Consider the following 12,880-nt stretch of genomic DNA (forward strand, 5'->3'; position numbering starts at 1 on the left):
ATGAGCCATCTATTTCGCCCCGCTGCGCTACTGATCGCGACATTTGCCCCCGTAGCGTTGGCCAGCGCCGAACCCATGGACCACAGCCAGATGCAGGGCATGACGCCAGCAACACCTGCGGCCAGCAGTCATAGTCGTACACCGATTCCACCGCTGACCGACGCCGATCGCGCCGCGGTCTACAACGCCCCGGGCGGGCATGTGGTGCATGACAGTGGCATCAACTCGTTGTTTGTGATCGACCAACTGGAATGGCAAGGCTCTGACGATGGCCGCGCCGTGGGCTGGGATGCCAAGGGCTGGATGGGCGGTGATATCGACCGCTTGTGGCTGCGCACCGAAGGTGAGCGCGCCAAGGGCAAGACTGAAAAGGCTGAGGTCCAGGCGTTATGGGGCCACGCCATCAGCCCGTGGTGGGATGTGGTGGCGGGTATGCGCCAGGACTTCAAGCCCGGTGACAGCCAAAGTTGGGCGGCGTTCGGCCTGCAAGGCATGGCCCTGTACAACTTCGAGGCCGAGGCCACGCTGTTTGTCGGTGAAGGCGGGCAGACCGCGGCGCGCCTCGAAGGGGACTACGATATTTTGCTGACCAATCGGCTGGTGCTGCAGCCTACCGCCGAGGCCAACTTTTACGGGAAAAACGATCCGGGGCGCGGGATTGGCTCAGGCCTTGCGCAAACCGAGGTTGGGGTGCGGCTGCGTTACGAAATCCGTCGCGAGTTTGCGCCTTACGTCGGGGTGACCTGGAATCGTGCCTACGGCCAGACGGCCGAGTACGCCAGGGACGAGGGCGAGGACCGCAGCGAGGTGCGCTGGGTACTGGGTGTGCGCCTGTGGTTTTGATGAATGCTGATTAAAAAACTCTACCTATAACCTGTCGCCATGAGCGGCCAGGAGCCTTGCATGTCTGTGTTTAAAACCACGTGGGTGGCGGTTGCGCTGTGTTCCGGATTATTGCTCAGCGGGCCTTCCTGGGCCCATCCGAAGTTGCTGTCTTCACTGCCTGCGGCCGGGGCAAGCGGGCCGGCCCCCGAGACCATTGAGCTGCACTTTTCGGAAAACCTGCTGACCCAGTTTTCGGGCGCCAAGCTGATCATGACGGCGATGCCCGGCATGGCCCATTCGCCCATGCCCATCAAGGCCAGCGTGTCGGGCAGCAGCGACCCCAAGGTGATGCTGATCAAGCCTGCGGCGCCGCTGCCGGCCGGGACCTACCGGGTGGACTGGCGTGCGGTGTCGTCAGACACCCACCCCATTACCGGCGATGTGGTGTTCAGCGTCCGGCCATGAGTGAGTCTGTGGGCATTGCCTTGCGGTTTGCGCTGTACCTGGACCTGATGCTGCTGTTCGGCTTGGGCTTGTTTGGTCTGTATGGGCTGAAGGCATCGGAGCGGCTATCCGGCGCGGTGTTGAATTTCAAAGGCTGGCTGGCAGGGACCGCGCTTCTTGGCATGTTGCTCTCGATGGCTTCGCTGCTGGTCATGACCCGGGCCATGAGCGGTGAGCAAGAGTGGCAGGCACTTGGGGCGCATCTGCAGATGATGCTGGGGCAGACCGAGTTTGGCTTGACCTGGATGCTGCGTATCGGCGTATTGCTGGTGGCCGCCCTGGTTGCCTTGACCGGTGCAATGTGGCCTAGCGCCAGTCTGTGGCTGGCGACCTGGGCGGTGGAGGTTGGCGAGTACACGCTGGCCTGTCGCGCCCTGCGGCGTAGCCTGAGCGTGGAGTTCGGTGCGGTGCTGCTGATCCTGGGGCTGGTCGCTTGGCTGGGGACGCTGGGCCCAATGGCGTCGGGCTAGGCTGGGCTGCCCTTGAGGCACTTGAGGGACTGGAAGTCGCTGCGCACTTTATCGATTTTCTGCACCAGCTTCTGTCGTTGTTGCACCGTGCTTTCGGCCATCAAATCCACCAGCAGGCTGCGGGCCGCCGCTTCGGTCTGGGCATAGGCCTGGCGATAATCTGCGGTCCACAGGCTTTCACGGTCCACCAGCAGTTGCTCCATCTTGCGCGGGAAGTCGCTGCTAGCCCGTTGGTTGACGGCCGCGATGAACTGCGCCTGCCAATGGGCGCGGTTGCCGATCCATTGCTGGTTCTGCGCACCCAGGGCGGTGGACCAGGCCAGCACACGCTCTTGCTGGCTGGCGCTCAACGGGCCGAGCCAGGCGTCCAGGCGTTTGCTCATGCGCTCGCTACGGTCCTTGATCTGTTGCGCCAGGGGAGGCTTGAGGTATTCGTCCTGGCGTTTACGCAGGTCCTTGGCCAGCGCTTGATCCATCTCCCGTACCTGTTGCTCGTCCAGCCCGCGTAGCAATTGGATGGCGGATGGAGTGATCTGCCGGGCGACGTCGGCGATGGCCTGCTTGGCTTCGAGGGTGCGGGTTTGCAGGGCCGCATCACTGACCTGATGGTTGTCGACCATCTGTTGCAGGCGGTCGAGCCAGTCGAGGTAGCCGGGCAATTGGGTGGTGCAGTGCCAGGCCAGGTGGTCCTTGAGGGTGTCGTTGAACCAGCTTTTCTGCCCGGCGTTCATGTCCAGGTAGTCGTTGAGGGTCCAGGGGATGATCACGTCGAGGTTGCGATAGGCCAGGCCCACGCGGTTGCAGCCGGCAAGCAGCACGCTCAGGGCCAGCAAGGCCACCAGGATTCTTAACCGATACAGCATGGGCGAGTCCTTGCGCAGTCCAGGGATGTTCATCTGAACTCGCCGGGGGCGTGACAGTTCAGCCCATCAATAAAACGATCGCTCGGCCTTGAGGGTCAACAGGCCATCACATTGCGAATTGTGTCCGGAGTAGGCCGAGCAGTCGCTGCCGCTGAGGCTGGAGTCGCTGTAGATCAGGTCCAGGTCGACGCCCATCCACGGCCGGGAGAACTTCACCGACCAGTCGCTGAAACTACGGATCGAGCCGCCCTCCACCGATGCCGGAGCGCCTAACTGATGAGTGGTGTACTTCATGCTCACGCCAATGCCAAACGGCTGGGTCCCGCCCAGGTCGGCAAACAGGGTGCTGTCGCGACGATCTGGATCGTTGCCCAATGACACGCCAAAGCGATTGCCCAGCAAGTTCAGGCCGCCGTAGAACTCCTGGCTGTCGAGCGGGCTCAACTTGGGGTAGCTGTAGTGGATCATCCCCAGTTCATAGCCCAGGGTCTGGTCGAACGGGCGCTTGAAGCCCAAATAGGAATCGACTTCCAGGTTACTGGCGGGTGACAGGCCCATGCTCGGCGAAAACTGGCCGAAATACAGACCGCTGGCGTGGCTCAGGTCGAGGCCGCCGTGGAACGAGTTGCTGCCCGGAGAGGTGGGTTTGACCAGGCCCTGGGCCATGCTGCGGCTGGGCGTAGTCCCCAGTTTCAAGTCGAAGTCGCCCAGTTCACGCTGGAAAACCTGCGCGTCGGCGAGGGGGCTGGCGAGCAGGGCGCTGACCAGGAAAATGCACGGCTTGAGCATGCGTCACTCCATGAAAAGCGAGGAGCAGTAACAGAAGGAATCGGGCAAACGCCCGATCTAGACGTGTGCAAGCATACCGGCGAAAGTCAGGGGCTGAGGCCCGTTCGTCGATTGGCGGGGTTGAAAGTGTGTCGGGGGGAGGGTGCGGGCTCTAGTCCTAGCGCCTTGATAGGCAAGACGCTTAGGGACCAGGTGGGAGGCGTAGGCGGCTTCGCGCTTACTTCTTACCCAGGGTGATCTGCTTGGACGGGCCGAAAGTCTGGCCGCTCACGCCCTTGGCGATCTGCTGGATTTCGCCACCGGACTTGAGGAACGCGGCGATTTGGTTGTTGATCGATTCGCTGGTTTCAACGGCGGGAGCTGGCTTTGCTTTGCTGTTGGATGCTTTTACGCGCATGGCGGCCACTAACCTGTAGAAAATTAACTTGGCCAGGCATCGTACATGAAACACTTGACAATTGCTTGGTAAATATCTCCCAGGAATAAGCTGCGTTATTATAAAAACCTAAGTTGATCCATGGTTGAGGGCCCTAACTCGCTGTTTTAAATAGAAACCCGAGGGGGAAAAACCAGCCGGCCATCGATGCCAGCACGTAGCCCGACCTGACGAGCGGAGCGATTGCCTGAAATCCCCTGGCAAACCCGCGATTTTTCAGGGTTGCGCGCCTGGACACGGGACCGCTGCCTTCAAGTCGGGTAGAATGCCGCCCACGCAATGAGGGTATTGGAAATGGCTTTAGTCGGGCGCTACAACAGTTTGCAAGTGGTTAAACACACTAACTTTGGTTTGTATCTGGATGGTGAGCAAGAGGGCGAAATCCTCTTGCCTAATCGTTATATTCCCAAAGATATTCCCAGTGAAGATGAAGACTGGCTTAACGTTTTTATTTATCTGGACAGCGATGACAAACTTATCGCCACCACTGAAAAACCAAAAGTGCAGGTGGGTGAGTTTGCCAGCCTGAAAGTGGTGGAAGTCAACAGCATCGGGGTATTCCTCGACTGGGGCCTGCCCAAGGATCTGCTGCTGCCTTACTCCGAGGAAAAGCGCCAACTGACCGCCGGTGAATACTGCGTGGTGCATGTCTACCTCGACAAGCACACCAAGCGCATCACCGCCACTGCGCGCCTGGACCGTTACCTGGACAAGACCCCGGCCAACTACACCGTGGGCCAGGAAGTTGACTTGCTGGTTGCCGAAGCCACTGATATGGGGTTCAAGGCGATCATCAACAACAAGCACTGGGGCCTGATCCACAAGAACGAAGTGTTCAAGTTCCTGCGTCCGGGCAAGGAAGAGAAGGGGTTCATCAAGGAAATCCGCGCCGATGGCAATATCAGCCTGAGCCTGCAACCGGTCGGCGAGCAAGCGGCGTCCAGCCTGAACTCGAAGATCCTCGCCAAGTTGCGTGAAAACAACGGCAGCCTGCCGGTCAGCGACAAGAGCGACCCGACCGTGATCAGCAACTTGTTTGGCGTGAGCAAGGGCAACTTCAAGAAGGCCATTGGTGCGCTGTACAAGCAGGGCCAGATCGTGATTCACGCTGATCGCATTGAACTAAGCTGACTGCAACCTGCTCTTGTGTAGGAGTCGCTATCGCCGGCATGCCGGCTCCTACAGTAGGGTGTCGTCATGGGCAAAAAAGTCGTGTTTGCTTACCTCGGTACGTTATTGGCCTTTTTAGTGCTCGATGGCCTCTGGCTTGGCGTGTTGATGGGGTCGACCTACAAGGCCCTGCTGGGGCCGCTGATGCTTGAACAACCGCGATTGCTGCCGGCGGCACTGTTCTACTTCCTTTATGTATTCGGCTGTGTGGCTTTTGTGGTGCTGCCGGCGCTGGCCAGTGGTGGCTGGCAACGGGCTGCCCGCCTGGGCGCCTTGCTCGGGTTGGTGGCCTATGGCACCTATGACCTGAGCAACTGGGCGACCTTGCAAGGCTGGTCGGCGGGCCTGGCATTGATGGACATGGCGTGGGGCACCTTCCTCACGGCTGCGTGCTGCTTGCTGGGGTACGGGGCGGCGCACCGCGTCAGGGGCTGAGCCGCGCCCGGCAATCAATCGGTGCCGGGGCCGGTCGTAGCAGCAGTGCACCGGCCAGTATCAGGCCGCTGCCCGCGACCATCAGCGCCGGCTGCAAGCCGCCGCTAAGGTGGCTACTCAACGATGCCAGCAGTGGGCCACTTAACTGGCCCAGGGCAAAACATGCCGTCAGCAGCCCCGTGCTGCGTTGCGCACCGTGGGGTGCGATTTCCCGCAGGCGCTGCATCACCAGTTGCATGCACGCCAAGAACGGCAGACCGCACAGCACTACGCCCAATGCCAAACCCACACCATTGCCCAGCAAACAAGCGAAGACGCCGGCCGCTTGCAGCCATAGGGTGGCCATCAACCAATAGCGTGTAGTGTCGGGGTTGGGCTTGCGCAGGCTGACCAGCAATACACCCAGGGCTGCCGCGAGGCCAAAGCACGGCCAGAACAGGTCCGCCTGCCAGGCGCCCTTGAACTGCGCGCTGGCCATTTGTGACAGGAACGTGGCGGGGATGATGTAGCCCAAGCCAAACAACAGGTAAACCCAGCCCAGATGCGCGATGCTGCCATTGCTCCCGGTAGTGGCGCTGCTGCTCTGCGGCTGTCCTCTGTCAGGCTTGGGCAGCAACGGCAGGATCACCAGCAACATGCCCAGGGCGACCACGCCATACACCAGCCACAACGTCGCCGAATCCTCGCCCAGCAGGTTCGAGCCCAATGCCAACAGCCCCGTGAGCAGTATCCCCAGCCCAGGCCCGGCAAATACCAATGCTCCTAATCGCGGGCGCCCGGCGGCAATCGCCAGGGGTTGGCTCAGGCCGGTAATCATCACCAGCACCCAGGCGCTGGCCACGCCCGTGCCAAAGCGCAACATCAGGTGCGACCAGAAGCCGCTGGCCCAGAACGACGCCAGGGTCAGCAGCACACACAACCACAACCCGCCGAGCAGCCGCCCGCGTATGTGGTGATGACTGCGCGCGAACATCGAGTCCACGGCCCCCACGAAATAGCCCAGGTAGTTGGCTGCGGCGATCAGCCCGGCCTCGGTCAGGTCGATTTGCCCTTCGCTGAGCAAGTGTGGCATTTGCGGGGTGAGGGCAAAGCGGCCAATGCCCATGGCCATCATCAGGGCGATAAAACTGGCGAGTAAGCGAATCAGGGGGGACATGGGGCAAATTCCTGCAAGAAGCGATGACCCAGGTTAAGGTGGATTGTTGTTCAGTAAAAATGAATAATACTGAGCAACTTGTTCAGTTAAGGAGAATGGTCGTGGAGTTCAGCCAACTGCGTATTTTCCAGGCTGTGGCCGAAGAGGGCTCTATCACCCGTGCGGCAGAGCGCCTGCACCGGGTGCCGTCGAACCTCTCGACCCGGCTCAAGCAAATGGAAGAGCAACTGGGTGTCGAGTTGTTCGTGCGCGAGCGCCAGCGCCTGCAACTGTCGCCGGCTGGCAAGGTGCTGCTCGACTACAGCACGCGGCTTCTGGCGCTGCACGACGAAGCGCACGGCGCCGTACAGGGCGGGCAACCAGCCGGGGACTTTGTGCTGGGCAGCATGTACAGCACCGCCGCGATCCATTTGCCGAAGCTGCTGGCGCAATATCACAAGGCTTACCCGATGGTGAACCTGCAAGTGCAGTCGGCGCCCAGCGGTGAGCTGCTTGAAGGCCTGATCACCGGGCGTCTGGATGCGGCGCTGGTGGATGGCCCATTGACCTTGGCGACCCTGGACGGTGTGCCGTTGTGCGAGGAACGCTTGCTGCTGATCTGCGAGGCGGACCACCCGCCGGTACGCGGCCCGCAGGATGTGGCCGGGCGCTCGGTGTTCACCTTCCGACGCAGTTGTTCGTATCGGGCGCGCCTGGAAGCGTGGTTTTCCCACGACCGCGTAGCCATGGGGCGGGCCATCGAGATCGAGTCGTATCAAGGCATGCTGGCGTGTGTGATCGCCGGTTCCGGGGTGGCGTTGATGTCCGAATCGATGCTCGACAGCCTGCCCGGCAAGCACAGCGTCTCGATCCACCCCCTGGCCGAGCCGTTTGCCCACGCCACCACCTGGCTGATGTGGCGCAAGGGCATGCTCGGGGCTAATCTCAACGCGTGGATTGACCTGCAGCAAGAGGGCAAGACGCGGCCTGAACAAGAGGCGCGAGCGATTGCCTGACCGCATCGTCAGGATTTGTATCAATTCAGTAATGGTTCGTTGCGGTTTCAGGCAAGCATTGCGTGGGACTTAGTACTACTATCTGTAGGAAGCAGCCACAGAATTCCAGCTGCTCGGCACTACCCTCAAAGGGGGCACCATGAAAGAAAAACTGCAAAACTGGCTGCACGACCTCGGCGTCGCACTCGGCTTGATCGAGCCACCGCTGCAACCGGTGCCTATCCGCACCGATGACGAACAGCGCCGCCCGCGTCGCAGGTAAGCCCGGAAAAGCGCTCAAACACAGGGTTTGAGCGCGGTTGTAGGACCACGCAACACCGCAGATTCAATGTGGGAGCGGGCTTGCTCGCGATTACGGTAAATCAGTGACTGAACGGTTGACTGACCTACCGTAATCGCGAGCAAGCCCGCTCCCACTTTTTGTTTGGTGTTTTAAATAAAAAAACGGATGCGACAACCGACGTCGCATCCGCTGAAGCAAGCTTTACTCAGGCCGCGTCGGCCACCGCCACCTGTGGCCGGCGCGACAGCATGCTCACCAGCACAAAACTCACCACACTCACGCCCAAGCTGTAGTAGATCGGTGTGTTTGCCTCCAGACCATCCTTGATCATGAACACCAGCGACGTGGCAAACCCCAGTGCCATGGCGCTGATTGCGCCCGAAGTGGTCGCGCGTTTCCAGTAGATCGCCCCGATCAACGGGATCAACATGCCGCCGACCAGCAGGTTATAGGCCAGGGTCAAGGCACTGATCACATCGGTTACCACCAAGGCGATAGCCAGCACGGCGATGCCGGTCAGCAGGGTGAACAGGCGGTTGATGTTCAGGCTCGACTGTTTGCCGCCGCGCAGGCGTGGCAGCAGGTCTTCGGTGAGCACGGTGGATGCGGCGAGCAGCCCGGCGCTGGCCGTGGACATCATGGCCGCCAGGGCCGCGGCGATCACCAGGCCACGCAGGCCATCGGGCAGCGACAGTTTGACGATGGCGGCGAAGGCGTTGTTGACGTTGTCCAGGTCCGGGATCAGCACATGGGCGGCCATGCCGATCAGGGCACAGGCCAGGCCGTAGAGGATGCAGTAGAACCCGGCGAAAGTGCCTGCATACTTGGCGACCTTTTCGTCCCGGGCGGTAAAGACCCGTTGCCAGATGTCCTGGCCGATCAGGATGCCGAAAAAGTAGATCATGAAGTAGGTGATGATGGTGTCCCAGCCGATGCTGGTGAAGCTGAAACTGGCCGCTGGCAACTTGGCCACCAGCTCATCCCAGCCGCCCACGCGGTACAGGCAGATCGGCAGCAGGATAAACATCAGGCCGACGGTCTTGATCACGAACTGCACGATATCGGTCAAGGTCAATGACCACATGCCACCAATGGTCGAATACACCAGCACCACGCCACCGCCCAGCAGGATGGCGGCCCAGAAGGGCAGGTCAAACATCACTTGCAATACGGTGCCGATCCCCAGGATCGAGGTCACTGCCAGCATCAGCGCGTAGGCCAGCATGATCAACCCGCTGGCCTGGCGGGCCGTGGGGTTGTAGCGCTGCTCCAGGACCTGGGTCACGGTGAAAATTTTCAGCTTGAGCAAGGGCTTGGCGAGGAACAGGTTCAGCGCGATGATCCCCGCGCCCAGCGCTGCGCAGAGCCAGAAGCCGGAAATACCGTGGACATAACCCAGGCGCACGCTGCCCACGGTGGACGCGCCACCGAGTACCGTTGCCGCCATGGTGCCCATGTACAGGGTCGGCCCCAGGTTGCGCCCGGCGACCAGGTAGTCTTCATGGGTCTTGGCCCGGCGCATGCCCAAATAGCCGAGCACGAGCATGCCGGCGGCGTAGATAAGTACGACGAATAGATCCACAGCCATGGTGGCGAATCTCCAATTATTATTTTTATCGGTATTCAGGCGCGGGGCACATGGCCCCGCGCTACATCAGCGGTGCGTGACGCCAGGCAGCACACAGAGCATTTCATACAGCAGGTTGGCGCCCAGCAACGAGGTGTTGCCGGTGGTGTCGTAGGGCGGTGAAACTTCCACCAGGTCACAACCAATCAGCTCCAGGCCCTGGCAGCCACGGATAATCTCGATCGCCTGGATGGTGGTCAGCCCGCCAATTTCCGGGGTGCCGGTACCGGGTGCCCAGGCCGGATCGATACCGTCGATGTCGAAACTCAGGTACACCGGGCCGCCGCCGACCTTTTCCCGGACTTCGGCCATCAACGGCGCGAGGGACTGGTGCCAGCACTCTTCGGCCTGGACCACGCGGAACCCCTGTTTACGGCTCCAGTTGAAGTCTTCGGCGGTATAGCCCTGGGCGCGCAGGCCGATTTGCACCACGCGGTCGCAATCGAGCAGGCCCTCTTCGACGGCACGGCGGAAGGTGGTGCCGTGGGCGATTTTCTCGCCGAACATATGGTCATTGACGTCGGCGTGGGCATCGATATGCACCAGCCCGACCTTGCCGTGCTTCTTGTGGATCGCCCGTAGGATCGGCAGGGTGATGGTGTGGTCGCCGCCCAGGGTCAGCGGGATCACGTCGTGCTTGAGGATCTCATCGTAGGATTCTTCGATGATGCGCACGGCGTCCAGCAGGTTGAAGGTGTTGATCGCCACATCGCCGATGTCGGCCACTGAGAGCGAGTCGAACGGTGCGGCGCCGGTGGCCATGTTGTAGGGGCGGATCATCACCGACTCGGCGCGGATTTCGCGGGGCCCGAAGCGGGTCCCGGCGCGCAGCGAGGTGCCAATATCCAGGGGCACACCGACAAAGGCCGCATCCAGGCCGGCTGCGGTTTGCAGGTGGGGCAGGCGCATCATGGTGGCGATGCCGGCAAAGCGCGGCATTTCGTTGCCGCCCAGTGGTTGGTGAAAGATCTTGTCCACGGGAGTGCCTCATCGTTGTTGTGGTTATCAGAGGCCGATTCTGCGAAATGTCGGACACGGGAAGAATCGCTGCGGGAAAATACTTAGTTCAGATTTTTCTGAACTAATGCCTGGGGTAGACTCCACCGGTGTGCAAAACCTGTTCCCTGTAGGAGCGAGCTTGCTCGCGAAAAACGTTAACGATCACGCGGGCATTCAGAACGTACGCGGCGCTTTCAGGTTTTTCGCGAGCAAGCTCGCTCCTACAGGGAATGGGCCTGTCAGCCGATTTTTTGCCTGGAGGTTCCATGGCCAGCGCCTTGCCCGACCTGAAACTGTTGCGCATCTTCGTCAGCGTGGTGCGCCACCAAGGGTTTGCCAGTGCCCAGCACGAACTCAACCTATCGACGTCCGCCATCAGTACCTATATGAGCCAGTTGGAAGGCGCCCTGGGCCTGGTGTTGTGCCATCGTGGGCGGGGCGGTTTCAGCCTGACCAGCAAGGGTGAGCTGTTTCATCAGGAAACCTTGCGCCTGCTGGCCGAGTTGGAGGGCTTCGAGCAGTACGCGGCGGCGCTCAAAGGCGAGCTGCGTGGCACGCTCAAACTGGGCGTGCTCGACTCCACCGTCAGCGACAAGGCCCTGCCATTCGCCGAAGTCATCGGCGCCTACAGCCTTGAGCATCCGGCAGTGCATTTGCATTTGTCGGTCATGAGCCCCTACGAGCTGCAACTCGGGGTCCAGGACAATCGCCTGGACCTGGCCATCGGCGCCTTCTCCAACCGCATGAGCGGCTTGATCTACATGCCGTTGTACCGCGAGCAACACTGGCTTTACTGCAGTTCGCGCCATCCACTGTTCAGCGAGCGGCGCATCCCCGAACAGGTGATTACCCAGCAACGCATGGTCGGGCGCGGGTATTGGAGCCAGGCGGAACTGGCGCGCCACGGCTTCAAACACAGCGCCGCAACGGTAGAAAGTATGGAAGCGCAGTTGATCCTGGTGCTGTCCGGTGCCTACATCGGCTACTTGCCCGAACACTACGCCCAGGCCTGGGCTGACAAGGGCGACTTGCGGGTGCTGCTGCCCGCGACTTTTGGCTACCAGGCGCCGTTTTCGCTGATCATGCGCCGTGGGCGCAGCCGCGAACCGTTGATCCAGACCTTCCGCGACTTACTCAAAGCACAGCTCAATCAGGCCTGAACATGTCCAGACCCCAATGCCCCCGCTGCCTGCGGCCGACCACCCACTGCCTGTGCGCGCTGATCCCGAGCCTGGACAGCCGCACCCGAGTGTTGCTGTTGCAACATCCCAGCGAGGTCAACCATGCACTCAACACCGCACGTCTGGCCGCGTTGGGCCTGGTGAATGCGCAACTGGTGGTGGGTGAAGTATTCGAAGGCTTGCAGACCTTGCTCAACCCCCCTGGGTATCAGGCGCGGTTGCTGTTTCCCGGCGAGGACGCGCAGCCGCTGCAGGCCTACAGCCCATCCGACGAACCGCTGCTGCTGGTGGTGCCCGACGGCACCTGGCGCAAGGCGCGTAAATTGCTGCACCTCAACCCGCTGCTGGCGGCGTTGCCACGGGTGACGCTGACGGCGGGCGCCGTGTCCCGTTATCGGTTGCGCAAGGCACCGGGGCCGGGGGCGTTGTCGACGGTGGAGGCGATCGAGCAGGCGTTGACGGTGCTGGAGGCGCCGACTTCTTTCGAGCCCTTATTGCGGCCTTTTGAAGCCCTGATAGAGGGCCAGATTGCGGCGATGGGCGAACATATCTACCGTAGGAATCACGGGGATACGAGTTCTGTCTAACGGAGTCAGGAGCAGTGGGGTGGGTTGCTCCAGTCGAGGTCTTGAGGGGCGCTGCATTTAGCGCATTTTGAGCCTGATCCGTGTTGAAGCAGAGGCATTGGACGCTGACTTCAGGTCAGTTATCTGGGTAAAGCAAGTGAGATGTGTCGAAATAATGAGTAGAACGGCTACTTTTTTTTGAAAGATTTTAGGTGTGCTCCTGTACGAAAAGTCCACTCGAGACCCCTTGCAGGAGGGGGCTTCCCCCTTGAACGGCTACTCCCAGAGGCGGCAAGTGCCAGCACTAGTGGAGGATTTGGGGCTAGATTGAGTTTTAGTAAGCGGCTGTAGTTGGGAGGTTGCCGAGATGACATGTTTGGAAATATTTTTAAAAGTATAAGATTTGGCTTGCCTGAAAGAAATTTTTACATTTCCCCAGCTTTTTTAGGAAAAGTTTCCTGCTAGTTTTAAGTTGCCCTATAACGGTGGGCAACACTTAATCTTGAACAAGGAACGTATCATGAAATCTGCAATCGATCTGTTTCAAACTGAAGTGACTGGCGTTACTACCAAAGGTGTTT

The 12,880-nt window shown here is 60.5% G+C and carries 15 protein-coding genes; 9 read left to right on the forward strand and 6 right to left on the reverse strand.

The genetic code is table 11. The features are described from left to right. Genes BHC62_RS11855 through BHC62_RS11865 form a run of 3 tightly spaced genes read left to right on the forward strand, consistent with a single transcriptional unit; the run spans window position 1 to window position 1,799 of the window. On the forward strand, window positions 1-843 hold the full coding sequence (locus BHC62_RS11855; RefSeq protein WP_070995121.1) for a copper resistance protein B: 843 nt from the start codon (window positions 1-3) through the stop codon (window positions 841-843). Between the two features lie 60 nt (window positions 844-903). After that, complete coding sequence (gene copC / locus BHC62_RS11860; protein ID WP_029292376.1) at window positions 904-1,290, forward strand: copper homeostasis periplasmic binding protein CopC; 387 nt, start codon at window positions 904-906, stop codon at window positions 1,288-1,290. Further along, the gene (locus BHC62_RS11865; protein WP_143007529.1) at window positions 1,287-1,799 is read left to right on the forward strand and encodes a hypothetical protein; all 513 of its coding nucleotides are present in this window, start codon (window positions 1,287-1,289) and stop codon (window positions 1,797-1,799) included. The genes copC and BHC62_RS11865 overlap by 4 nt, the downstream gene beginning before the upstream one ends. On the opposite strand, the gene BHC62_RS11870 is transcribed toward BHC62_RS11865, so the two are convergent. The 3 genes from BHC62_RS11870 to BHC62_RS11880 all read right to left on the reverse strand — a co-directional run bounded on the left by BHC62_RS11870 (window position 1,796) and on the right by BHC62_RS11880 (window position 3,848). Beyond that, window positions 1,796-2,662 (reverse strand): DUF6279 family lipoprotein, encoded by an 867-nt coding sequence (locus BHC62_RS11870; protein WP_070995123.1) that lies wholly within the window; start codon window positions 2,660-2,662, stop codon window positions 1,796-1,798. The genes BHC62_RS11865 and BHC62_RS11870 overlap by 4 nt on opposite strands. A 66-nt stretch (window positions 2,663-2,728) precedes the next feature. Further along, window positions 2,729-3,451: a TorF family putative porin gene (locus BHC62_RS11875; RefSeq protein ID WP_029292379.1), complete on the reverse strand. Its 723-nt coding sequence runs from the start codon at window positions 3,449-3,451 to the stop codon at window positions 2,729-2,731. Window positions 3,452-3,668: 217 nt separating this feature from the next. Then, the gene (locus tag BHC62_RS11880; protein WP_007946007.1) at window positions 3,669-3,848 is read right to left on the reverse strand and encodes a hypothetical protein; all 180 of its coding nucleotides are present in this window, start codon (window positions 3,846-3,848) and stop codon (window positions 3,669-3,671) included. Window positions 3,849-4,181: 333 nt separating this feature from the next. Between BHC62_RS11880 and BHC62_RS11885 the strand changes: the two genes are divergently transcribed. Together BHC62_RS11885 and BHC62_RS11890 are read left to right on the forward strand one after the other, a co-directional pair. Then, window positions 4,182-5,018 (forward strand): S1 RNA-binding domain-containing protein, encoded by an 837-nt coding sequence (locus tag BHC62_RS11885; RefSeq protein ID WP_029292380.1) that lies wholly within the window; start codon window positions 4,182-4,184, stop codon window positions 5,016-5,018. Window positions 5,019-5,084: 66 nt separating this feature from the next. Next, window positions 5,085-5,492, forward strand: a complete 408-nt coding sequence (locus BHC62_RS11890; RefSeq protein ID WP_070995124.1) for a DUF2177 family protein — start codon at window positions 5,085-5,087, stop codon at window positions 5,490-5,492. Here BHC62_RS11890 and BHC62_RS11895 read toward each other — a convergent pair. Beyond that, window positions 5,482-6,648: a YbfB/YjiJ family MFS transporter gene (locus BHC62_RS11895; RefSeq protein WP_070995125.1), complete on the reverse strand. Its 1,167-nt coding sequence runs from the start codon at window positions 6,646-6,648 to the stop codon at window positions 5,482-5,484. The genes BHC62_RS11890 and BHC62_RS11895 overlap by 11 nt on opposite strands. 101 nt (window positions 6,649-6,749) lie before the next feature. On the opposite strand from BHC62_RS11895, the gene BHC62_RS11900 reads away from it, so the two are divergent. Both BHC62_RS11900 and BHC62_RS28945 read left to right on the forward strand, forming a co-directional pair. Further along, window positions 6,750-7,643, forward strand: coding sequence for a LysR family transcriptional regulator (locus tag BHC62_RS11900; RefSeq protein ID WP_070995135.1), 894 nt, complete (start codon window positions 6,750-6,752; stop codon window positions 7,641-7,643). Window positions 7,644-7,782: 139 nt separating this feature from the next. Further along, complete coding sequence (locus BHC62_RS28945; protein ID WP_003210728.1) at window positions 7,783-7,905, forward strand: PA1414 family protein; 123 nt, start codon at window positions 7,783-7,785, stop codon at window positions 7,903-7,905. A 226-nt stretch (window positions 7,906-8,131) separates the two neighbouring features. On the opposite strand, the gene BHC62_RS11905 is transcribed toward BHC62_RS28945, so the two are convergent. Both BHC62_RS11905 and speB read right to left on the reverse strand, forming a co-directional pair. After that, window positions 8,132-9,514: a sodium:solute symporter gene (locus BHC62_RS11905; protein WP_070995126.1), complete on the reverse strand. Its 1,383-nt coding sequence runs from the start codon at window positions 9,512-9,514 to the stop codon at window positions 8,132-8,134. Between the two features lie 66 nt (window positions 9,515-9,580). Further along, the gene (gene speB, locus BHC62_RS11910; protein ID WP_029292385.1) at window positions 9,581-10,531 is read right to left on the reverse strand and encodes an agmatinase; all 951 of its coding nucleotides are present in this window, start codon (window positions 10,529-10,531) and stop codon (window positions 9,581-9,583) included. Window positions 10,532-10,818: 287 nt separating this feature from the next. Between speB and BHC62_RS11915 the strand changes: the two genes are divergently transcribed. Together BHC62_RS11915 and BHC62_RS11920 are read left to right on the forward strand one after the other, a co-directional pair. Further along, entirely contained in the window at window positions 10,819-11,712 is an 894-nt protein-coding gene (locus BHC62_RS11915; RefSeq protein ID WP_029292386.1) for a LysR family transcriptional regulator, read from the forward strand. A 2-nt stretch (window positions 11,713-11,714) separates the two neighbouring features. Next, window positions 11,715-12,320 carry a tRNA-uridine aminocarboxypropyltransferase gene (locus BHC62_RS11920; RefSeq protein WP_070995127.1) on the forward strand — a complete coding sequence of 202 codons (606 nt, stop codon included), beginning with the start codon at window positions 11,715-11,717 and terminating at the stop codon, window positions 12,318-12,320. The last annotated feature ends 560 nt before the right edge of the window (window positions 12,321-12,880 follow it).

Source organism: Pseudomonas sp. 06C 126, assembly GCF_001855215.1.
Lineage (GTDB): Bacteria > Pseudomonadota > Gammaproteobacteria > Pseudomonadales > Pseudomonadaceae > Aquipseudomonas > Aquipseudomonas proteolytica.

Coding starts and splice junctions, on each gene's coding strand:
- BHC62_RS11855 (WP_070995121.1), top strand. CDS start 1: ATGAGCCATCTATTTCGCCCCGCTGCGCTACTGATCGCGACATTTGCC.
- copC (WP_029292376.1), top strand. CDS start 904: ATGTCTGTGTTTAAAACCACGTGGGTGGCGGTTGCGCTGTGTTCCGGA.
- BHC62_RS11865 (WP_143007529.1), top strand. CDS start 1,287: ATGAGTGAGTCTGTGGGCATTGCCTTGCGGTTTGCGCTGTACCTGGAC.
- BHC62_RS11870 (WP_070995123.1), bottom strand. CDS start 2,662: ATGCTGTATCGGTTAAGAATCCTGGTGGCCTTGCTGGCCCTGAGCGTG.
- BHC62_RS11875 (WP_029292379.1), bottom strand. CDS start 3,451: ATGCTCAAGCCGTGCATTTTCCTGGTCAGCGCCCTGCTCGCCAGCCCC.
- BHC62_RS11880 (WP_007946007.1), bottom strand. CDS start 3,848: ATGCGCGTAAAAGCATCCAACAGCAAAGCAAAGCCAGCTCCCGCCGTT.
- BHC62_RS11885 (WP_029292380.1), top strand. CDS start 4,182: ATGGCTTTAGTCGGGCGCTACAACAGTTTGCAAGTGGTTAAACACACT.
- BHC62_RS11890 (WP_070995124.1), top strand. CDS start 5,085: ATGGGCAAAAAAGTCGTGTTTGCTTACCTCGGTACGTTATTGGCCTTT.
- BHC62_RS11895 (WP_070995125.1), bottom strand. CDS start 6,648: ATGTCCCCCCTGATTCGCTTACTCGCCAGTTTTATCGCCCTGATGATG.
- BHC62_RS28945 (WP_003210728.1), top strand. CDS start 7,783: ATGAAAGAAAAACTGCAAAACTGGCTGCACGACCTCGGCGTCGCACTC.
- BHC62_RS11905 (WP_070995126.1), bottom strand. CDS start 9,514: ATGGCTGTGGATCTATTCGTCGTACTTATCTACGCCGCCGGCATGCTC.
- BHC62_RS11915 (WP_029292386.1), top strand. CDS start 10,819: ATGGCCAGCGCCTTGCCCGACCTGAAACTGTTGCGCATCTTCGTCAGC.
- BHC62_RS11920 (WP_070995127.1), top strand. CDS start 11,715: ATGTCCAGACCCCAATGCCCCCGCTGCCTGCGGCCGACCACCCACTGC.